This window comes from Desulforhopalus singaporensis (assembly GCF_900104445.1).
Classification (GTDB): Bacteria; Desulfobacterota; Desulfobulbia; order Desulfobulbales; family Desulfocapsaceae; genus Desulforhopalus_A; species Desulforhopalus_A singaporensis.
The window spans coordinates 1-21129 of record NZ_FNJI01000015.1 but is presented as its reverse complement, the minus strand read 5'-3'; the positions used below and the strand labels follow the sequence as shown (position 1 = coordinate 21129).

21 protein-coding genes and 1 tRNA gene are annotated in these 21129 nt (G+C 48.5%); 15 read left to right on the top strand and 7 right to left on the bottom strand.

Annotated elements, in window-relative coordinates:
• The first annotated feature begins 88 nt into the window (after positions 1 to 88).
• Both BLQ17_RS11535 and BLQ17_RS11530 read left to right on the top strand, forming a co-directional pair.
• Positions 89 to 1978, top strand: coding sequence for a transketolase C-terminal domain-containing protein (locus BLQ17_RS11535; RefSeq protein WP_092222971.1), 1890 nt, complete (start codon positions 89 to 91; stop codon positions 1976 to 1978).
• A gap of 193 nt (positions 1979 to 2171) precedes the next feature.
• Complete coding sequence (locus BLQ17_RS11530) at positions 2172 to 3116, top strand: carbohydrate kinase family protein (RefSeq protein ID WP_092222968.1); 945 nt, start codon at positions 2172 to 2174, stop codon at positions 3114 to 3116.
• Between the two features lie 88 nt (positions 3117 to 3204).
• Here the strand turns inward: BLQ17_RS11530 and BLQ17_RS11525 are convergent, their stop codons facing one another.
• The 3 genes from BLQ17_RS11525 to BLQ17_RS11515 are packed head-to-tail and all read right to left on the bottom strand — an operon-like array spanning position 3205 to position 5944.
• Positions 3205 to 3924, bottom strand: coding sequence for a DUF2293 domain-containing protein (locus tag BLQ17_RS11525; protein WP_092222965.1), 720 nt, complete (start codon positions 3922 to 3924; stop codon positions 3205 to 3207).
• A 12-nt stretch (positions 3925 to 3936) separates the two neighbouring features.
• Positions 3937 to 4566 (bottom strand): LysE family translocator, encoded by a 630-nt coding sequence (locus BLQ17_RS11520; RefSeq protein WP_092222962.1) that lies wholly within the window; start codon positions 4564 to 4566, stop codon positions 3937 to 3939.
• Positions 4553 to 5944: a methyl-accepting chemotaxis protein gene (locus BLQ17_RS11515; protein ID WP_143005494.1), complete on the bottom strand. Its 1392-nt coding sequence runs from the start codon at positions 5942 to 5944 to the stop codon at positions 4553 to 4555. Before BLQ17_RS11515 ends, BLQ17_RS11520 begins: the two co-directional genes overlap by 14 nt.
• A 335-nt stretch (positions 5945 to 6279) precedes the next feature.
• On the opposite strand from BLQ17_RS11515, the gene BLQ17_RS11510 reads away from it, so the two are divergent.
• The 4 genes from BLQ17_RS11510 (at position 6280) to BLQ17_RS22240 (ending at position 8418) form a co-directional block, all read left to right on the top strand.
• Positions 6280 to 6356: transfer RNA gene (locus BLQ17_RS11510), tRNA-Pro, on the top strand.
• Positions 6357 to 6637: 281 nt separating this feature from the next.
• A complete protein-coding gene (locus tag BLQ17_RS11505) occupies positions 6638 to 7429 on the top strand; it encodes a TIGR04255 family protein (protein ID WP_092222958.1) in 792 nt (263 codons plus the stop codon).
• Positions 7430 to 7440: 11 nt separating this feature from the next.
• Positions 7441 to 7989, top strand: coding sequence for a hypothetical protein (locus BLQ17_RS11500; protein ID WP_143005493.1), 549 nt, complete (start codon positions 7441 to 7443; stop codon positions 7987 to 7989).
• Between the two features lie 39 nt (positions 7990 to 8028).
• Positions 8029 to 8418, top strand: coding sequence for a hypothetical protein (locus tag BLQ17_RS22240; RefSeq protein ID WP_143005492.1), 390 nt, complete (start codon positions 8029 to 8031; stop codon positions 8416 to 8418).
• A 15-nt stretch (positions 8419 to 8433) separates the two neighbouring features.
• On the opposite strand, the gene BLQ17_RS11495 is transcribed toward BLQ17_RS22240, so the two are convergent.
• From BLQ17_RS11495 to BLQ17_RS11480, 4 genes are all read right to left on the bottom strand, one after another.
• The gene (locus BLQ17_RS11495) at positions 8434 to 9495 is read right to left on the bottom strand and encodes a tyrosine-type recombinase/integrase (RefSeq protein WP_092222954.1); all 1062 of its coding nucleotides are present in this window, start codon (positions 9493 to 9495) and stop codon (positions 8434 to 8436) included.
• A 208-nt stretch (positions 9496 to 9703) separates the two neighbouring features.
• A complete protein-coding gene (locus BLQ17_RS11490; protein WP_092222953.1) occupies positions 9704 to 10411 on the bottom strand; it encodes a DUF4760 domain-containing protein in 708 nt (235 codons plus the stop codon).
• Between the two features lie 16 nt (positions 10412 to 10427).
• Positions 10428 to 11312 (bottom strand): MATE family efflux transporter, encoded by an 885-nt coding sequence (locus BLQ17_RS11485; protein WP_092222951.1) that lies wholly within the window; start codon positions 11310 to 11312, stop codon positions 10428 to 10430.
• A 127-nt stretch (positions 11313 to 11439) separates the two neighbouring features.
• Positions 11440 to 12483: a helix-turn-helix domain-containing protein gene (locus tag BLQ17_RS11480; RefSeq protein WP_092222949.1), complete on the bottom strand. Its 1044-nt coding sequence runs from the start codon at positions 12481 to 12483 to the stop codon at positions 11440 to 11442.
• Between the two features lie 741 nt (positions 12484 to 13224).
• On the opposite strand from BLQ17_RS11480, the gene BLQ17_RS11465 reads away from it, so the two are divergent.
• The 9 genes from BLQ17_RS11465 (at position 13225) to BLQ17_RS11425 (ending at position 21099) form a co-directional block, all read left to right on the top strand.
• Positions 13225 to 13707: a phage regulatory CII family protein gene (locus tag BLQ17_RS11465; RefSeq protein WP_092222944.1), complete on the top strand. Its 483-nt coding sequence runs from the start codon at positions 13225 to 13227 to the stop codon at positions 13705 to 13707.
• The gene (locus BLQ17_RS11460; RefSeq protein WP_092222943.1) at positions 13704 to 13904 is read left to right on the top strand and encodes a hypothetical protein; all 201 of its coding nucleotides are present in this window, start codon (positions 13704 to 13706) and stop codon (positions 13902 to 13904) included. The genes BLQ17_RS11465 and BLQ17_RS11460 overlap by 4 nt, the downstream gene beginning before the upstream one ends.
• Positions 13905 to 14527: 623 nt before the next feature.
• Positions 14528 to 14815, top strand: coding sequence for a transposase (locus BLQ17_RS23840; protein ID WP_456236639.1), 288 nt, complete (start codon positions 14528 to 14530; stop codon positions 14813 to 14815).
• Between the two features lie 9 nt (positions 14816 to 14824).
• Positions 14825 to 16441 (top strand): DNA primase family protein, encoded by a 1617-nt coding sequence (locus BLQ17_RS11450; protein WP_092222938.1) that lies wholly within the window; start codon positions 14825 to 14827, stop codon positions 16439 to 16441.
• A gap of 137 nt (positions 16442 to 16578) precedes the next feature.
• On the top strand, positions 16579 to 18024 hold the full coding sequence (locus BLQ17_RS11445; RefSeq protein WP_092222936.1) for a hypothetical protein: 1446 nt from the start codon (positions 16579 to 16581) through the stop codon (positions 18022 to 18024).
• Complete coding sequence (locus tag BLQ17_RS11440; RefSeq protein WP_092222934.1) at positions 18021 to 18563, top strand: hypothetical protein; 543 nt, start codon at positions 18021 to 18023, stop codon at positions 18561 to 18563. The genes BLQ17_RS11445 and BLQ17_RS11440 overlap by 4 nt, the downstream gene beginning before the upstream one ends.
• Positions 18564 to 18585: 22 nt before the next feature.
• Positions 18586 to 19422: a tyrosine-type recombinase/integrase gene (locus BLQ17_RS11435; protein ID WP_092222931.1), complete on the top strand. Its 837-nt coding sequence runs from the start codon at positions 18586 to 18588 to the stop codon at positions 19420 to 19422.
• A gap of 172 nt (positions 19423 to 19594) precedes the next feature.
• On the top strand, positions 19595 to 20227 hold the full coding sequence (locus BLQ17_RS11430) for a hypothetical protein (protein ID WP_143005491.1): 633 nt from the start codon (positions 19595 to 19597) through the stop codon (positions 20225 to 20227).
• Between the two features lie 41 nt (positions 20228 to 20268).
• The gene (locus tag BLQ17_RS11425; protein ID WP_092222927.1) at positions 20269 to 21099 is read left to right on the top strand and encodes a DNA cytosine methyltransferase; all 831 of its coding nucleotides are present in this window, start codon (positions 20269 to 20271) and stop codon (positions 21097 to 21099) included.
• Positions 21100 to 21129 lie beyond the last annotated feature (30 nt).

The window sequence follows — 21129 nt, the reverse complement described above, 5'->3', positions numbered from 1 at the left end:
AAAAAAATTTCCGCCCGTCTTGCTGTAAGATGCGCTGGAAAAAGACAAGTGACCCGTCAAAAAGACGCGGCATAAACTGGAGGTTACGATGGAATTCCCCTTGGATTTAAGTGGATACGCTCCGCTCAGGTTCGAACCTGGACAGCAGCGGATGAGCGATCAGCAGCGTGGGCAGTTGCAGAACAATATTCAGATTGTTCGAGACAGCCTTATTTTTTTCACCGCCCTGGCAAACGTCAAAGGTTTGGGAGGACATACCGGCGGCGCTTTTGATATCGTCCCCGAACTGCTGATCGTGGACGGCTTTATGAAGGGGTCGGACTCGATCCACCCGGTCTATTTTGATGAAGCGGGTCACCGGGTGGCGATCCAGTACATGATGGCGGTACTCAACGGGCACAAGGATATTGAATCGCTGCTGCACTACCGGGAATATGATCACGGGTATTACGGACATCCAGAGCGCGATGAGAAAAACGGGGTGTTCTTTTCATCCGGTCGTCTCGGCCACCTCTGGAGCTACGTGAACGGGGTAGCCGAAGCGGACCGCAGTAAGACCGTTGTCATGTTCGGCAGCGACGGCTCTCAGATGGAAGGGGATAATGCGGAGGCGGCCCGCTATGCCGTTGCCAGAAATCTCAAGGTCAAGCTCTTTATCGATGATAACGACGTGACCATTGCCGGCCATCCGACACAGTATATGCAGGGCTACGATGTGGAAAAAACCCTTCAGGGGCACGGCCTGCAAACAAGCTCCGGGAACGGCGAAGAGCTTGACTCTCTTTTTGCGCGGATCAGCGCCGCACTGGCAGCTGACGGCCCGGTCGCAGTTGTCAATAAAAGACCGATGGCCGTTGGGGTTGCTGGGATTGAGGGCAGCCCCAAGGGGCATGATGTGATTGCCGTAAACCTTGCTGTAGACTATCTGAAAAAGAGAAATCTCACCAAGGCTGTCGAGTGCCTTGAAAATTTCACCGTGGAAAAAACCAAGCAGACATACCTTGGCAGCAGTGCGGAAATGGGTAAGGTGAGGGATGATTTCGGGAAGGTCGTCTGCGAGATTCTTGACGGTATCGAAAGTCCGGCGGACAAGGTCCTGGTGGTTGATTCCGACCTCGAGGGCTCCTGCGGTCTGCATCACATCCGCAAAAACCATCCCGAGGTCTACGTCACCGGCGGTATCATGGAAAGGAACAACTACTCCGTTGCCGCAGGGTTCGGTTCCGAGCCCGGACGTCAGGGCATTTTCGGCACCTTTTCCGCTTTTCTTGAGATGGTCGTCTCTGAAATCACCATGGCGAGGCTCAATGACGCCAACGTTCTGGCACATTTTTCCCACGCCGGAATCGATGATATGGCCGACAACACATGTCACTTCGGGATCAATAATTTCTTCGCCGACAATGCTCTTGCCGAAGGCGACCTGACAAGACTCTATTTTCCTGCCGATGTGCTGCAGCTGCGTGCAATATTGCAGAAAATCTTCAATGACAAAGGGTTGCGCTTTGTCTTTTCAACCCGTTCGGCAACCCCTTGTCTTCTTGACGAAGAGGGGCAAAAACTGTATGACGGCGGTTACCGCTTTGAGCCCGGAAAAGACGAAATAGTCCGTGAGGGGGAAGATGGCTACGTCGTCACCTACGGAGAGATGACCTATCGCTGCCTCGACGCTGTTGAGCAGCTGAGAAAGGCTGGCCTGCGCGTAGGACTTGTCAATAAGCCGACGCTTAATGTAGTGGATGAAGAGATGATGGCGAAAGTGGGGGCAAGCCCCTTCGTGCTCGTCGTTGAGAGCCAGAACAGCAAAACCGGACTCGGTTCGCGCTTTGGCAGCTGGCTTCTTGAAAGGGGCTGCGCACCGAAGTACGGGGCCATGGGAACGTCGAAAATCGGCCATGGCGGGATCGCCGAACAGTTGCCGCACCAGGGGCTGGCTGTCGACGATATCAAGGCCAGAATAGAGCTGATGAAAGGGTAAGCGGTCTTTGTACCCGAAGGTTGCGACAATCAGAAGCGGCCCGTTTCCTGTTGGAAACGGGCTGTTTTGTTGTCCGGCACTGCGGATTGCAGATCAAGGCGATACGGAGATGCTCGACACGTCAAGTATAGCCGGTGAACAGGTATCACGACTATTTGCGAAAATCGTATATTTTACAATAAAGGGATAGCAGATGAAGAAAGTTATCGTTTCAGGGTCCATGGCATATGACAGGATCATGAATTTTTCCGACAGGTTCTCCGATCACATCCTGCCGGACAAAATCCATGATCTCAACGTCTGCTTCATGGTCGACGGCGTGACCGAGAATTTCGGCGGAACCGCCGGCAATATCGCATACGCTATGAAACTGATGGGTGAGGAACCTGTCATCACCGCGACCATCGGCCGTGACCATCACACCTATTTTGACTGGATGGGTAAAAACGACATTTCACGGGAAGGTATCACTGTGGTAGAAGGTGAACTGACCGCAGGAGCCTATATAACCACCGACAAGACCAATAATCAGATAACCGGATTCAACCCCGGGGCCATGAAGTACTCTTCAAAACTCGATTTCACCGCTCTTGATCCGCACCAGGTGATGCTGCTCATCTCCCCGGGAAATCTCGACGACATGGTGAATTATCCTGCGAGGTGCAAGGAAAAGGGAATCGGGTATGTCTTCGATCCAGGACAGGCACTGCCCATGCTCAGCGGGGACGACCTGGTCGAGATTATCAGGGACTGTTTTCTGCTTATCGTCAACGACTACGAGTTTAATCTTATCCTGGATAAAACGGGATTGAGCAAACAGGAGCTGCTCGGCCTGCCCGCAAACACCATCGTCACATTAGGGGAACACGGCTCGGATCTTTATGAAGACAGCGGCGTAACCAGGATTCCCTCTTTTACACCTCGCCGGGTGGTTGATCCCACTGGCGCAGGCGATTCCTATCGGGGCGGCCTGATGAGCGGGCTGCTGCAGGGAGCGGACCTGAAGGCAAGCGCGATACAGGGGAGCGTGTGCGCTTCTTTTGCCGTCGAATGCAACGGAACCCAGGTTTACAGTTTTACCCGCGAGGAGTTTACCAGCAGGATGGCGACCCGGGTCGCGGTTGCCGAACCTGTCTAGCCCGCCTTGTATGCTGCATGGGATTTTTACAGATGAATCCTGCCGCTTCATAAGGGCGGGGTTTTGGCGTTTTGCCAAAGAGAAATTTTCAATTCGCCGGTGGCGGGGGCTCACGTTCTGGGGTGCTGTTTTCAAGGTTGACCAGCGCCTCTGGCAAAAGCGAGGGATCGGTGATTTCTTCACCCGATCGGTACTGGGCAAGCAGTTGTTGCGAACTTCTGGCCAGTTCTCGCCTAACCCGCCTCCGCTCTCCTTTGACTCGAGCTATTTTCATTGAATCATAGGTTGTCGTCTGGTGCCGCAGCCAGGCTACGACAGCTTTCTGCGCTCTCTGCTCAAGCGGGATTGTCGCTGTTCTTGCCACCGTTTTCGAGCCGACGGGGGTAGCCAGCTCGGTTACCGCTCTTGCCACACGAAGCGCAAGATCTTCATGTTTGTGATGGAAATCGAGGAAGCGAAGGACCGCCTGGAAAAATTCTTCAACGTAATCCCGCTGGATTTTTTCCCTTCTCTGCTGCTCGTAATGGCGCCTTTGGGCATACCCGGGTGCCTGACGCTTCTGGGCGATCTCTTCTTTGGCGGCGCGTATATGGCAACCATTGCACCAGACCCCCTTAGAAATGAGCCGGCGGCCTTTCTTCTGCTGGACAACCCAGCTGGCGCCCTTGGATTTCACCAGCCTGGTCAGCGGACCGTCGCCGGGAGGAAGCAGTTCCCACTCGGCGGGTACTTCCAGCACGGTGCCGTCTTCGGCGGTTACTGTCCGGGGGGACGGCCCCGGGGCGACTTTGCGACAGTTGTCGTCCATAGAATCCTCGCGCTACTGCCTGGTTGCAAGAGCAAGTTTAATGGCGAGGATGACAAACACCGTTCCCGCCATGCGGTTCAGTATGTTCTCTGCACGATTTGATTTCCTGAAATAGTCGCCGATTGAACCGGCCAGAAGGCTTATCCCGCCGAAAACCAGTATGGTGGTGACTATGAACAGAAAGCCGAGAAGCAAAAATTGGGGGAACAGGGGCCCAATGGTTGGATCGGTGAATTGGGGCAGAAAGGCCAGGAAAAAGATCGATACCTTGGGGTTGGTAACGTTCATGAGGATGCCCCTGCGGTACAGTTTTCTGATCGGGATCTTCTCTGTCTTCTGTTCCGCCCTGGTACCGCCGATTGTGCGGAATGAGAGGTAGGCAAGATAGAGCAGGTAGCCGGCGCCGATATATTTCAGCAGGTTGAAGGCGAGCGCTGAAGCCTGGAACAGGGCGGCCACACCGAGGGCCACCCCCATGGTGTGTACGATGATACCGGTGCACAATCCAAAAGTGACGGCGATGCCGGCCAGTTTGCCGCGTTGGGCCGACTGGGTAAGTACGAACAGGTTGTCAGGGCCGGGGGCCAGGGCGAGAAGAATTGATGCGGTAAAAAACATCAGCAGTGTTTCAGGACTTTGCATCTCTTTTGGTAAGGTTGAGTTGGTCGATAAAAGAGAGAAGGTGGTCTGCTGTCTTCACCAGTCTCTTCATGGAGCCGAGGGTCTCGTTATTGGACAGGGCCGACTCTCTGCTTGCGGCCGGAATGGCCTTGAGCGTAAGGACTATTTCCTTGAGTCCTCCCTCGACGGCTGCCGCACTGTTTCTTATCTCGTCTGCGGCTGCTGTCAGCTGTCGGTAGATTTCCGCTGGCGGCGGGGTGCTTTCGTGTATCTGCTGCAGGACTTCAAGCTCGCTTGAAATCTGGTCGTGTACCCGTTTGGTTGTCTTGACAAGTCCCAGCACCTCCCCTTTGAAATTTGCCGAGAAGAGCCCGAGTTCCTTTGAGGCCCGGGAGGATATCTCTGCCAGTTTTTTTATCTCCTCGTCGGCTTTTTGCAAATCGTGCTGCCTTGGCGCGTCACTGTTTTCAATGGAATCGTTAAGAGACAAAAGAGTCGCTTTTTCTGAAAATTTATCAACGGCCATGGCAACATGGGCGAGGCCGAGCGACTTTTCCTGAAACTCCATAACACCGCGGGATGCGGTTTTCAGTTCTTTGTCGATGGACGCAAGGGCGGTGGCGGAGCTGTTTTTGCCTGCTGAATCGCCTTGCAGGTCTTTGAGAAGGGTCTGCTGGGTTTTGGTCTGGCCGGTAATTTTCTGTGCCGTCTTCAGGACACTTAACATTTTATGGGCAACCGAGGTGGCATTTTTTGCCTGGAGTAAATTTTTTTCGATCAACACGCTGTTGTTGCCCGATATCTTGGTCGCAGATTTTTTCACAGCGTGTGCTACGGTTGATGTCTTGGCAACAACTTTTTCCAGCCTCTCGGCCAGGGTGTTGAAATGATGAGCAAGCACACCCCGGGAGTCTTCCGTCACCTCTGCCCGCACCGTCAGGTCTCCTTCCTGCAGGGTGCTGATCTCCATCAGCAGCTTTATCATCGAATCCCGGAAAGATTCGAGATCGTCCCTGGTTTGTACCAGGACGGTTATGCGATCGAGTGTTCTGTTGAGCTGATCGGCGATATTGCCAAGGCCGTCTTCGCCGAGCACCGGAGTTCTGGATTTGAAATCCTCTGTTGCCAGCTTTTCGAGCGTTTGCAGGATAAAGCCGGCCTGTTTTTGCTGCCGGAATGTCAACCGGAGTCCTATGAGGCTTATTGCGATAAAAATCGGCGCAGATGCAAGCAGCAGATATATTGGAAAACCCCTGCCGTTCCCCAGAAAATAAAATGCCAGGGTAAAGAAGAAAACCACTGTCGAAACCGATAGCAGGATCCAGAATAGAGGTAGGAGAGCTGATCCGGTTGAAGTGCCGTAACCGCCGACGTAGCGAATATTGTTGTCTGTGTTCATCCTATGGTCTTAAAAATCGTATGGTAGAATGAGAAGGAAAAATATCACGGCAGAAATCTAACCAATTTATCTCTACTTTGGAACAGTTTTAAAAAGATCGGGTTAATATTTGGCCATTGCCCTCTGCAACCTGTCCGGGGTGCGCTGAGTTCTGCGGGTAAAAAATGCAAAAAACCAAAAAAGAGCAGGAGATGTGGCTTTTACTTTCGTTTCATAAGAAAATTACTTGACAACAGCTTCAATTTGGAGCAGTTTAGCACAACTCGGAAACAATTCCGTTCTTGTCCTGAAACAGGCCGCAACGGTTATCCGAAAAAAGAATATTCAAATGAAATCGGGAAGTGGCTCAGTCTGGTAGAGCACAGCGTTCGGGACGCTGGGGTCGGAGGTTCAAATCCTCTCTTCCCGACCATTTTCAAAGGGTTTCAGCCGATTGGCTGGAACCCTTTTTTGCTTCAAACATTGACCAACATTGACCAAGATTGACTAGGGTCGTTTTGTCGTTAAAAGTGTTACCAGAACGATTCTGATCGGTTGCGTTAAAAAAATAGATTCAACTGTTGTTGATTTGTTAGTTTTTTTTGTGTTAATTTCTGGGCGGTAACATAATATTCGTTGGTTGAAAACGATGCTCAAAGATCGTATAAATAGTAAAGCGTCGAAAAACAAAACAAGACCTGTTCAGGAGATAAAATGAGTCGGCCGATAAGCGGTGATCATGCGATTGAGGTCGCTAACTTCGTCTGTGTCTTTGATAGTCCGTTTTCCGCTCGAGCTATTCAGTCTTTACATGCTCTGAAGGAAACGTTTAAGGATAAATATCCTGTCTTTTCAACTACTAATGTGGTTAGTATTCAAATGAGTCATGGTGATGTTGCACCATCAATGAAGCCAGAAGCTGAGGGTGTTTATTTGCAGCGGCTAAAGGCAGATAGTAAGCAGCCGGCGTGGGCTATCAAAGTTGAAAGAAATTCAATAATTGTGTCCTGTTATGTCTACGAAAGGTGGGTAGGTGTGGCTGGCAAGGCAATTGAAGATCTTGCTGCGATAGTTGGATTAGTAGATGATGGCAGGAATCCTGTTAATCATCTCGTGCTTCATGTCGTTGACCGCTTTGTTGGTGGAACAAAACAAAATTATAAGATTAATCAAGTTTTCAATTCGCGGTCTAGGTATTTGTCGAGGCAGGCAAAAGAGGCTGGAGCTTTATGGCATGTTTACCAGGGATGGTTTGAAAGTATTCAAGAGTCAGATGGTAGGTTGTTGCATAATCTCAATTTAAGTACACATGAAACTCCGCATGGAATGCTTACAACAATCGATCATAATGTTCGGTATAATTTTACGCAACTTGCTGCCGCTTCTGATATTGCAGACGTGGAAGTGACTCGCAGTAAGTTCGATATCCTCCATGAGAAAAATAAAAAAGTACTTTCTGATCTTTTGAACAAAAAACAATGTCGGGCGGTGAAGTTATGCGAATAGGGACAACTGATATGCTTGATTCCTTCGAAAAAGACGAAGGATCATTTTTGAAGGGAACAGTAGCCAAAGTGGCTTCAGTTGCAACGAAAATCGGTTTGGCCGGTACAATTGCACTTTCACCATTGGTGTCGACGTTGTGTAGGGACTTCACATCTTCTGATTATGATCAGGTTCCTACTTATAGGAACGGATATCTTGATCTTGAAAGTGATAGTGCAAAAGCTTATTCAAAAGCTCCTTTTGAATTTATGAGTCTTTATTCTTGTCAACAAAGTGATGTGGAAAAAATTGTATCGTACGTCCATGAGTATCCTTTTGTTCAGGACTTTCTGGTTAAAATGTCAGAGATAATTGACAATATATATCCTGGGCTTAGTGATAAAAAGTTTCTGAATTGTATCATGGATCCTGATACTGGTGAGCCACTCCTAGAGCTTGTTTTTGAATCTGGGCTTCCTTTGGATGAAGAGTTTTTAAGCAAAGATCGTGCTGTATTTGAGGAAATAGATGCTTGTGGTATTGCAGATGGTCTAAAAAATGTTGTTTTTGTAAACTCATAAATCTCTCAGATTATGACTTGTAATCCACGAGATTTGTTTGTGATTGCCACCTGGTTGTATGATACTCGCCCTGCATCGCCTGAGCCTGTTCTGTTGCGGACAGTGGTAAATAGGGCTTACTACGCTGCGCTCATCACAGCGCGAGACTATACGGGGTCTTCGACTGTTGGTAATCGTGGCCATGGAAATGTAGTAGATGCGCTCAGAAGTGTAAGTTCGCACGCATCAAATAGTCTGGACGCAATGAGGTTGTTACGTCGTCAAGCAGATTATGAGCTTGGTACTGCTATCACTGAGAGGGAAGCTTGCCGTTCTATTACATATGCGAGGCAAATCTTATACGATCTTGGCGTGCAACTGTCTCTCGGTAAAGAATATTCGTTTGATTTTCTGGATACAGATAAATTTGTCGGAGAAGTTGAAGATTAAGTACACAGGTACGGTTTATCTGTCGTCTTTTTCCGGCTCAAAAATGGTTGGTAGTTTTTTCAGGGCATCCTCAGTTAATTGCCTTGAGAGGTGCTGATATTTGTCTACTGTCTGCTGAATTGATTTATGCCCCAGTAGCGACGAGACGTGTTTGAGATCAGCTCCGTTACTGAGCAGTTTGGTGGCAAATGAATGGCGCAGATCGTACATGCGCATGCGTCTTGTTATCTTGGCTGCTTTTTTCGCTGTTCTCCAAGCAGTCTTTATCGTTTTTATCGGTTTGCCTTTATAGGTTACTATAGGAGCCGACATTGGCTTATTCTCATTGAGATCCTCCTCGAGCCATTTTCCCAGTAAGGCCATAAAGTTTTTGTCCATAACCGGCACCGTCCGTGTCTTCAATCCTCCTTTGTCGGCAGAAGTGATCACAATGTTACCTCCGGCAAGGTCGACGTCGGTCCATGTGAGGCGCATCAGTTCAACTTCCCCTGGGCGTAGACCGGTATAATAGGAAAGAACTATAGCCCGGTACAGGTGCGGTGGAGAATGCTTGAGTATAGCCTGGACCTCAGCTACCGTCGGTGGGCGTATCTCTGCATCATCCCGGGCCGGGAAGTCATAACCATCCATCGGGTTTGATGCTATGTATCGCCGCTTCACCGACCAGCGCAAAATTGCACGAATGTCACACAGGTCTCGGTGGACTGTTGTCCTTTTCACTTTTTTTAACCGATATGAGACATATTTGTCGAGTTTGTCTGGTGTTATCTGAGAGCCTTTGTGAGCGCCAAGCTCCGGCAGGATAACGCCATCGATTTTTGATTTAAGTGCTATATAGCTGGCATTGGACATCATTGGGCTTTTTGCTGCCAAATAACTGTTTGCCAAATCAGTAAACGGTGGAGAGTTGTCCACCTTTTCTTTCCCTAGGCCGAGCTCATTGTTGCGTTCTATGGCTCTGATCTCGGCATCTGGGCCACGGCCGAAGTATTCACGAGTCCGGTTTGGTTCGGCAGTGTTCTTCCCTTTAGGATAATTGATAAACCAGCGGCCGTCTTTTTTTTGGTGTACTGACATTTGAGTTTTTTCTAGTTTTTTCTTGTTTCATCTGTGATGATGCTATAGTATTTAGAGTACAATTAGTTGCGTTAAGTATTGTTTTTTGCTCGTAACAGTAACAAAAATTAGACATGATGGAGGAATTGGTATGAAATTTTATAATGAAGAGTGGCCAGATAAGTAACTATCATCAATAAGAATATAATTATCTAGGGCCGAATCCGGATCAACCGGTTTCGGCCCTAGATTTTTCAGTGTTGTTTTTCTCTCGATCTTCGAAGCGCGAGGCTACTGACCTTAGGTTTTCGTAAATTTTTCCTTGTCTCCCTGGATACATATCGACATTGATATGTGTAATGTAATCGTCGAAAATCGCGGCTACTCTCAATAATGGGCCACCATAGAGTTTGTATATTATTTCCTCGTCAAAGACACATTGCTCTACTCCTGTAGCAAGGTATTCAAAATTATTTAGGACACTGGTTAGAGCGCTGTCAACCTTCCCTCCGTCTCCGTCATGATCTATTCTTAGCTTTCCATTAAAGAACTTACATTCACCATCACTGTTTAAGACACATATCGCTTTGTGGATTATTTCTACTGCTATTTTTTCATGTCTTCTTCTGTTTGTGTAATTGAATTTTTTATCAATAATTTCTATAGAATCTCGAAGGCTTATTTTTACGTTTTTAGCTTCTTTTATAGCCAATTGTCTTCGGTTCCAATCATGATTGGCCCTGAACTGAAATCCGCTAAAAAGTATTGCTATGATTACAAGGCTGTGCCCTGCTGCATTGATGGTTTCTGGGGTTGTGAGGATTGATTTGTAACGCATGTAGGGGACCGCAACACAAGCTATGATAAAAAGTAAAAATAAATACCTGTTGTGATATTTAAAAATGTGTTTTTTTACTATGTCTAGTTTGCTAGCCATGTGTTTATCCTTATTATTAGATTTTTTTCAGAGCCTGCTTTGCTTTTACGTTCCCCAGTCTGGCAGATTCCTTCAGGTCGATAGTCATGTTTTTTTTGTCCTTCATTCTTGAATAGCCAATGGCCCGAAGGTAGATAGCGGTGCTATCTGTTTGGTTGGTTTCAATGTGTTGTGACAGTGCGGCAATTGCCTCATTGTTTCTATTTTCTTGCAGGAGACGTTTTCCTTTATTTAGCCAGTCTGTTTGTTTATTGGTGGCTGTTCTTTCAGAATTCCTATCTTTTGCAGATTCATCATTGGTTAAACTTTGTTTGCAAAAACGACAGAATATAGCCTCTTTAAGGATTGTTTCAGCGCAGAATGGGCAGTGTTTAGTGTTTGGTTTCTTGGTTGTTTGGTGTTTTTCTTGAACCATTGTTACGATCTGCTGTTTCCTTGTAAAGAGGAAAACAATGGTTGCTGGACCGGCGATAACTATCCATGCAATAATCCACACTCCAAGACCGATTCCTGCGCCGATGGTTGCGCCTGCCATTTCAAAGTCACTATTCCCTAAGGTGTCTGCCACTTTGCTAATCTCAGCAATGCCAAAGGCAGCACCAGCAAAACAGAATAGAGACCAACCTATTCCAACTGCCTTTGCGGCAGTGTTAATTGCTGAAGGTTTAGTGGTGTTGTGGTCAGGTATTCTGTCGCCTGATGCTAGTGCTTTTATGTCACTACGTTTGAAAAGATAAAGAGGAAAGCAGATTATCCACAAGATGGCCACGCACATCGCCCACCCAATCGGTCCCATATTTAGAAATCCGTTTGATAGTCCTCGTTCTGCGCCTATCGATTTTGCATCGAAATACACCCAGATCGCTGATGCCACAACAACTAGAACCATTAATGAATCCATTTCTTGCTTTCCTCTTTTTGACTGGTATTGCAGTGAAGTACGGTATAATTACCTAGTAAATTTTGATGTTTTCACCTATGTATTTCCCTCTTTTCGATCCTTATATTCCTTACGGAGTACTATAATTTTACCCCGCGTTTTGCTCTCTTTTTTGAGGGGATGGCTCTTCGAAGCCATTCAACCTTTTCTCCATGCGCGCCATTCTCTCAGCCATTGCGCGGTTTTCTTTAAGTAGTTTGTCTAATTTCTCGTTCAGTTTTTCCATTCCTTCCTCGTTTTTAACAGCTTCATGAAAGGCCCTAATATTAGCTGCCAGGGCCGACCTATATGATGTTTTTGATTCAAGTACTTCGGTGGTCATGACCAGCATTTCTGATATTGACCACTGATTTTCTGTGCTTGGTTCGGCATTATTTATTTCAGGCGGCCTGGATGTATTTTGGTCATGTTGATTTTTTTTAGGATCTATTTCTTGTTTTTCGTTGCCAGCTAATTCATATGCACATTTCATGTAAATATCCAACATGTAAGGATATTTGTTCCTTCGTTTTTTGTTTATGAAACCGCAACTGCAAGCGTTCAATGCAGTCGAGTAATATTTTTTACATTTATGGCAGAAGCAAGGTGTCTCCTTTGGTTTCTGGTTTTTAATCTCGTCAGTGAACTCGCCAACAACCTCAAGGATTACCCCTCTTACCTTAAATGGAGAATTTTCGGCGAGACAATGTGATATTCTATGGCCTCCGCCGTATCCTTCTCTTCCTAACTGTAGAGGTTCGTCTGGGCCTCCTCTACCGTGTTGATGCCATTTTCCGCAGTGAATGCAATAGAAGTGCAGTTGTGACTTTAGGTCGTCATACGTTCTGACAACAGGGAATATTTTATTTTTATCTGATTCGATGTCAATAACTTCAGGGTCTGCCCGGTAAAGATCACTGAGACATTTGTTGTCGATATCCTTGATATTTGGCATTTTTCCGCTATACAGCCATTCTACCGTCGTTTTAAATGGCTTGGCGATTTTTAGTAGCTTCTCAACAGGTGGCGTGTTGCTTCCGTTGAGGTAGCCTCTTATGCTCGACTCCCCAATGTCAACGAGCCGCGCGAAAGCTCGCGTGCTCATGTTGCCTTTCAGAATTAACAGTCTCTCAATTAAATTTTTATTTGCCATAATATCATATAGTTGAATTGTGCGTCGATTTTATGAGCAACATATCGCGCATAAAGGCTTTGACATGCGCGATATGTTGCGCTACCATGGTCCCCATGAACAGCATACAAATAATAGGAGCGATCCAGTTGGCAACCGGCAAGTTGGTTCCAGAGGTGGCAAAGGAAAACGGATACGGCAAATCTGCTTTTTACAGAGTCATAAGTGGTGAGAGTCAGTCTCATGTACTCAGAAAGCTGATATCCGAAATAACCAAATTGTCGATTGATGAACTTTGGCCAGATCAACCCAATGGCGATTCATGAAATACACAAGCTCATATACCGATAATTCAGGAATCACGACTTCGATTTCCGTGTCTGCTGAAGCGTCCGATCTATCACGGCATCTTGAAGACGGCTCACTCGATCAAAAAGTTTCTGATCTCGCTGCGTCATTTGAGACTTCTCTTTCGGGAATGCCCGCAGTGCATCTGCAAGCGCATCGTGCAATCGCAAGAAATCTATTGACGGCTTCATGTGAGCTCCATGAACGACGGGTAGCTGAGTTGGAAACAGAGTTGGCCCGTGAGCGGTCAAAGGAAGGAAAATAAGAAAAGTCCCGTCCCCTGGACACAATTAGGGCGTTTTTAGCCTGGCAGCTAACATCCTAACAGGGGGCGGGCGTTTTTGTCCAATACAAAAAATTAGTCTAACCCCGCTCCTGTGGGGTCTGCCATGAAAATTTAAGGGTAAAATCATCATGAGCGACATTTACATCACACAGACAAAGACGCTGAAAGAGGCGCTCTACGACACCATTCACCACAGCAGGATACCGCCGAAAGCTATCGCAGAGCAGCTCGATATGGCGCTTTCATACCTGTACCGGGCGGCAACAGAAGATCCGGATATGGGTAATGAGAGTGCAACTGGGGTCAGATTCCCGGCAAAGCAAATAGTGCCTTTGGTCCGTATCACTGGCGACTATCAGGTTATGGACCTTATGGAATTCCAGCTCGGTCGTGTTGCAATACCTATCCCAGAGTCAGGAAGCCTCACCATAGAAGATATACGCGCTCAGGCTATGCGAGCCACAATTGAGTATGGCGAACTCATCAAGAAGCTTGAGGAATCTATCGCTGATGGGGTGGTTACAGATAAAGAGCAGCAGCAAATCGAAAAGGAAGGCATGGATGCTGTCAAGGCAATTATGCTCCTCATTTCTGCCAACAAATCGCTATGAACCTGCCGGAAGTGCATAAACTCAGCACCGTTGAACTGACGGCCGCAAGGCTTCGTCAACAGGCTCGGGAGCTCATTCTTATGGCCGAGGAGCTCGAGGCGTCTGTTCCCAAAAGAAAAACGAAGAGCCGCAATGTCTTTATCGATCCTAGGACTGGTAAAGCAACGCCGGTAAAGAAAGGGCATATAAAATGGTAAACATAAATGAGACTTCTTGCTTGCCTGTTGATGATAGCGGCTCCTGTAGCCGTGTTTCTGTTTTGCCTAATCCAGCTGACGAAATAAGTATATGCGATCGTGCTGCGTTGTTTCTCCATGAGAATGCACTCGCAACCTTTGGCATTGGCATAATCATGTACGTGTGTTTTTCATTTTTCTTAATCGTGCTTGATAAGAAAGCGTCAGGCCCTGCTGCGTATGCCGCTGCTGATCTGTATGTTTGTGCGCCACTCCTAATATCAGATTCCCTCAACCCCGTGCCCGATGGCGCCGCAAGCAGGGCGGCGTGGGCCTCCTCAGAGAGTGAGGGATGTTATGCAGATTAACAATATCCGCACTACTGACGTACTGCTCAATCGATTGACCGTTGGTGGTGATAGTTGTTCGGCCGCTTCTTTCTGCCTGGAGGAGAGCAAAGGGTCGCACCCTCCTCCACACCTCCTCCTCCCCTTAAGGGGGATCACAGCAAGGTCTACAACAGATTCAAAACCTTTTGGGTCCTTCCAGGGCCGGGGGTCTCACGGGTACGGGAGAGCTCGATAAAAGCGCATGGATATTTTTTTTATTTTAGCGGAAAAACGGAATCTTAGCGAGGACTCCATATGAGTGCAAGTATATGCCGGATTACCACAGGGGATCTGCCAGAGTGTCCAAGATGTGCAGGACAGGATTTATGGCGAGCCGGGGTAACTGGTGCAGGAAAACAACAATGGAGGTGTAAGAGTTGCGGGCGAGTTTTTGTCATAGATCCTTATATTAATGGAGATATTAAGATGATTGCCGACCGTATGCTGCGCGAGGGTTTCCCGGTTCCGCAAGTTGCCGTTGTCCTGGATGGGTTCGTTTCCCGCCGCTGGCTATACCAGCGAAAAAAAAGTTGCCAGTGGTAAGGGGAGGCGATGAGAACGATAGGAGATAATACCGGTGGAGGCGGTGAAGTAGTCAAAAGCAATCCGCCGGCACCTAACTCGGATTTGCCCTCTAAGTTTGTCATGGAGTGTCTGGCGACCGAGAGCGAGGGCGACGGCCGGCTTTATGCCGAGCTGCTCAAAAACAAGATGCTTTATGCCAAGGCATCCGGGAGTTGGTACCAGTGGAACGGCCATTGTTGGAGAGAGGACGAAACAGATATGGCCCTTGGCCTTGTCCGGTATGTTACCGATCGGTACATCCAGGAAATCGAAGCATTCGAGGAACAGATCGAAAAATCCAAGAAGGAAAACGACCCGGATGACCATAAGATATTCTCCAAGAGCTGGGAGCGCAAGATATCTATGCTGCAGGCAAAAATCAAGGCACTCAGGCAGACCAAGGGCCGCAATGCCTGTCTTGAATTTGCACGTACAAACTTTGACAACGGCATCACCATTGTCGGCACCGAGTTCGATAAAAATCCATGGTTGCTTGGCGTCAGAAACGGCGTTGTCGATCTGCGATCTGGAGAGCTATACCCGGGAGAGCCGGGCCATATGATCTCAAAACAATGTTCCTGTGATTATCTCGGCCTGGACAGTGTTGATCTCAGCGACTGGGTGGAGTTTGTACAGACAATTTATGACAACGATCATGAGTTGATCGACTTTGTGCAGCGGCTCCTTGGCTACGGCCTTACCGGGTTGACTACTGAGCATGTCTTTCCGTTCCTGCTCGGGCGCGGCCGTAACGGAAAGTCGCTACTTATGGATGCCATTATCCGGACGATGGGCGATTACGCCGCTATGATCCCATCTGATCTCTTCCTGGCAAGCAATGCCCCGAGGAGCTCAAACGGGCTAGATCCAGCGATTATGAAACTCGAAGGGCTCAGGCTTGCCGTTGCTTCTGAAGTGGAGGAGGGTAGCAGATTTTCAGCGGCACAGGTCAAAAGGATAACCGGAGGCGACGTCCTCGAGGGTCGCAATCCTTACGACAAAAAGCTCCGTAACTTCGAGCCAACACATCTCACCTTGATGATCGGTAACCATGAGCCAACACCGCCGACCGGTGATCCGGCGTTCTGGGACCGCACCTACTTGATCAGACACCGGCTCCGTTTCGTTAAAACAGAACCGCAGCATGAGAACGAGCGGCCGGCTGATCCAGATATCGATGAGAAGCTGGAAAAACTCGACTCGCAGGTGCTCTCCTGGTTGGTCGAGGGCTGCCTCCGGTGGCAGGCAAACGGCAAGAAGTTAGACCCGCCGTCATCGGTATTGAAGGCCACCGAGGAATACCAGGAGGACGCAGACTTTGTCGGTCAATTCATTGAGGCGTGCTGCAATACCGGTCAGGAAGAGAAAAAGACAGGATCCACGGAACTCTACACCGCCTTTGCCACCTGGTTCCGTGAAAACATCAACGAGAAGAAGACGTACACGCCGTCGCAGCGGGCATTCGGCATAAAATTAAAGTCCCGCGACGAGTTCAATGTCGTGAAAATCAAAGGGGTTACGTACTATCGCGGCATTGTTCTCAACGCCGAGTGGTATCGCCGGATGATGGATATAGCCACCGGCTCAGAGTCTGCCGGGAGTTAGCAAGGGGGGGATGAAGTAGGCGATAATCCATAAGACTTTTACGGATACGGGGAGGAAACGCGCGCGCGTTTCTTAGTAATTATCATCTACATCCTCACCTATATAAAAAATAAAGAAGAGAAAAAAGAGAAAAAGAAATGCCCAGCCTGTTCGACCACCTTCAGAACCTCGGGTTTAAACCGCGCAAGATCTCCACAGTAGACGGCGGCGAGTATTCCTCCGCCTGCCCTGCCTGCGGTGACGGCGGCAAGGGGCAGGCGTCGGATCGATTCCATATCTGGCCGGAAAAAGAGACAGGCGGCCTATGCCGCGGCCGGTTCTGGTGCCGCCAGTGCGATATATCCGGTGATACAATCGCCTTCCTACAAAAATTTCACAATATGGACTTTAAAACAGCCTGTATGGAGCTAGGGATCGTTTTGCCGAATAGGAACGGTGACACACGCAGGAGATACCAACCGTCTCCTGAGCGTCTTACAGGTGGCCAAGGATGGGTTCCAAAAAACTATGGCCAGCCTGGAACTGTGTGGATGGAAAAAGCTGGCAACCTGCTCGCTGACTGTCAGGAGCGGCTCAAGGACCACAGTGAGGCGCTGTCATGGCTTACAGGACGTGGCATTTCCGGCGAGATAGCTCGAGCCTACGGCCTTGGCTATAACGTTAGTTCCAAAGGCGGTGACCGTTACCGGCCGCGTAGTGCTTGGGGTCTTAGTGAGAAGCAAGGTAGGAACGGAAAGAACTCGAAGTTGTGGATCCCGCAGGGATGGGTGATCCCGGCATTTGACGACCGGAAGCGGCTCGTCCAGTTGCGGATTCGCAGGCGCAATGAGGATATAGACAAGTTCGGCGGCAACATCAAGTATCTGCCGCTCGACGGCTCATCTATGGCCACCATGGTGCTGCATCCAGAGGCTGAGGTTTTTGTTGTCGTCGAGTGCGGCTTTGATGCAATCCTCCTTGCTGGACTATTGGAGGGCAAGATCGGCGCGGTCACCACATGGAACTCGTCTGCTAGACCAGACCGTAGGACCCATGCCCTGCTATCCAACGCCAGCCTGGTGATAAACGGGCTGGACTATGACGCTGCAGGTAACAAGGAGCAGGGTTGGTGGCAGGTGACATATCGCCAGCATCGCCGTCTTGACCCTCCGGCAGCGACCGCCAAGGATCCAGGTGAGGCATATGAGGCAGGAGTCGATATACGCCAGTGGGTGATCGATGGATTGCCGCGAGGGATCAAAATTAAGCTCGGTTATGATCGTCTGCGTCCTGCCGCAAAAAAGCAGCCTAAAAAAAAGGTGAAGGAAGAGCCGCAAGCGACACCAACGCCATTGGTGATTGAGATGAAGCTCTCAAACGGAAAGACCATCTATTTAACCGATGATCAGGACGAATGGCAAAAGCTCACCGACCAGGGAAAACCTGTTTTTAGCCGTAACGAGCTTAAGCGGCTGCAGAAGGCAACTGCCTCGATGAATGCAGAAGAGCGTCTTGCTGCAGCCATGCAGGCAATTGATACTAAAGAAATTTTCGGCGGATATATCCGTCGTGGCGAGAGTTTTGTGGCAGGAGACAAAACGTGACCGAGATGATCTTTACATCGAAAATATCCGTGCACCGTTGGTTGCTGGAAAACGGATGGCAGATTTCTAAAACGCAGTTTTACGACCATTGCAACGAAGGGTTGCTGCGGCCAAGAAAGAGCGACGGTAAATACGATCTGAAGACGGTTAAAAAATATGCAAACCTGCACGTCAGGAAGCTGGAAACTGGCCAAAAGGAATCTGACCGTGAAATACAGATGCGTGAGGAAAAACTCTCCATTGCCCTCGAGCGTGAAAAAATGGGGCTCGAGTCTGACAGATTCAACCTCGAAAAAAAGAAAGGGAAATATGTTGCCGTATCAGATGTCGAGTTAATGATCGTCGGACGGGCTGTGGCATTTATGGCGCATCTCAATCATACAGTTCAACAGTCGGTACCGGACTGGATTGATATCGTCAATGGAGATCAGTCCATGGCGCCGCAGCTGGTGGAGGCGATCTCCAGATCAGTTGAACAGAGGATGGGCGATTTTGCAGTAAATGCCGAGTTTGATGTGATACTTGAAGCAAATGAATAGACTGTCAACACGGGGCGTAGATATGTTGGTTAACGAAGCTGTTAATAATTATATGCAATATCACGAAGCGAATAGTAGGCCGAATACAGTGCGCGGTTTTGGTTTTACATTGTTGAGGTTTGCAGATGATTTTCGCGGCTGTGATATAAGGGCTGTCTCTGAAAATGACGTTTTGTCGTTCCTCACTAAAATCAGTTCCGGCAAAAAGCAAGCGACAAAAAGTAGCAGGGCTTCGATGTTGCGAGCGTTTTACAACTTCACTGCAGATACAGCTGTTCCCGGTTTGTCAAATCCATGCTGTAGACCGATGATTCGGAAAATTTTTAGACGGCCGAGAATGGCTCCACCACGGCTTGTTGATAAAGATCTTGTTGATGAAATTATTTACAGAACTACCGATGAGCGTAGCAGACTCATGATGGAATTAATGGGGCGAGCTGGGATGCGTGTTGGCGAAGTGCTTGGCGTGAGACCTGATGATATTGATGATGGAAAAATTACCATCAGGCGGCCAAAATCTGGACGGCTCGGAGAAGCTGTTTTTATTCCTAAAAAACTTGAGCGCAGATTAATGGATTATGTGCGCAGCTGCGGAATAGCTGGAAGATCAAAAATATTCGATATCAGCTATACGACTGCGAGACGTATTGTCTGCCGTGCTGGTGATGTTGTTGGTGTGAAGCTGCGGCCGCACGATTTGAGGCGTCATGCAGCGACCCAGGCATCTCGGTCAGGTATGCCGCTTGAGATGGTTTCAAAAGTTATTCTTCGTCATGCTGATCTTGCCACAACTCAAAGGTATTTAGGTGAAGTTAATGACATGGAAGCATCGAGGTGGATAGAGCATCTGCTCGGATAAAACGAAGAGGTAACAAATGAGCCCAATAGTACAAAGATCATGCCCTTTGGCTCCTGCAGGCATCAAGACGCGAATGTCAAAGGAATCGTTTAAGCGGTGCTGTTGGTCAAAGTATAGCGCGCAATATAGGACAGGGGTCTATGTCAATCATTATTGCCGTAATGTGTGCAAGATGCAGAGTGTCCCTGAGCGTATTGATTTTGATGAAAATATTGGAGGTAAGAAAATGGCAGAAAAAAGGAATTGTGAACTATGTGGTCAACAAAAGGCAAATCTCAGTAATAATCATGGCTTGCTTGTTTGTTCTTCATGCGCAGTTATACAGAGTGGATCGAAGAACAGGCCCGAGGTTGTAATTGAATCGCTGCGGGTATTTCATCATATCCACTCGTTGCTCACTGACGAAGAAAAGCAGAAGATCGCTGCTGATTTTGGAGCCGGTGAGCATGCAGAAACCATAGAAGCTCTCAAGACTGAGCTCGTCGAAGAGAAAGCTGCATTCGAAAAAATTAAATTGAAGGCAATCGAGATGGAGAATTTGGTAACCAATTTCCAGGCAGAGGCCAAGATATCTGAAAAAAAACTCCAAGAGATCGCTGCTGAAAAAGACGCAATCAAGAATGAACTGGAATTGACGCAGGAATTGCTTGAGCAGTCCCATAAAAGAATAGATGAACTCGAGGAAGCGGCAACGCCATCAAGCAAGTTGCTGAACGTCGCCCTTGATCTTGCTCTTGGGTCGATTGATGGAAGCGTCAAAGGTGTTCTGTGTGATCAAATCCAAGCCATTCGCGAAGCTGCTTGAGTTTAAAACGAAAGTAGTACCGGTCAAAGGAAATTTTAAAAATGGAGCAATTAAATGAGTTGGCTCTTTTCGCAGGTGCTGGTGGAGGAATACTTGGAGGCAAGTTGCTCGGATGGCGTACAGTGTGCGCTGTTGAAGTCAACGCCTACGCCGCAAGCGTACTTGTCCAGCGACAAAATGACGGACTTCTCCAGCCTTTCCCGGTTTGGGATGACGTTTGCACCTTTGATGGAAAGCCTTGGAACGGAATTGTTGACGTGGTTTCAGGCGGCTTTCCGTGCCAAGATATTTCGGCAGCGGGGAAAGGGGCAGGGATCACAGGCGAGAGGTCTGGGTTATGGAAGGAGTTTGCGCGGATCATTCGCGAAGTGGGACCACGCTTCATCTTCGTGGAAAACTCGCCAGTTCTCACTGCTAGGGGAATCGACGTCATTCTCGGGGATCTGGCCCAGATGGGGTTCGATGCGGAGTGGGGAGTGCTTTCGGCGGCAGAAGTGGGAGCACCGCACAAAAGGGACAGGATTTGGATTGTGGGCAACTCCATCGGCAACGGACGGAACTCGCGGCGGGAAAATGACGGAGAAGATGACAGGTCAATCATTGCCGCAGATGGTCAACACTCCGGCAAGATGGCCAACACCATGCAGCCAGGACGCAAAAAACAGCACGCTACCTGTCTCGCAGCGAGACAGGGATTCGGTGCCTGGGGAATTGCTGAGGTCGGGCGAAAAACCTGGTGGGCAACTGAACCCAACGTGGGTCGAGTGGCTCATGGGGTGGCCGCTCGGGTGGACAGACTTAAAGCCATTGGAAACGGACAAGTGCCACTGTGCGCGGCAGAGGCTTTCCGTAGGCTGATTGCGAGAGATTAGTGTTAGGCATAGCGCAAGATAACACGACAG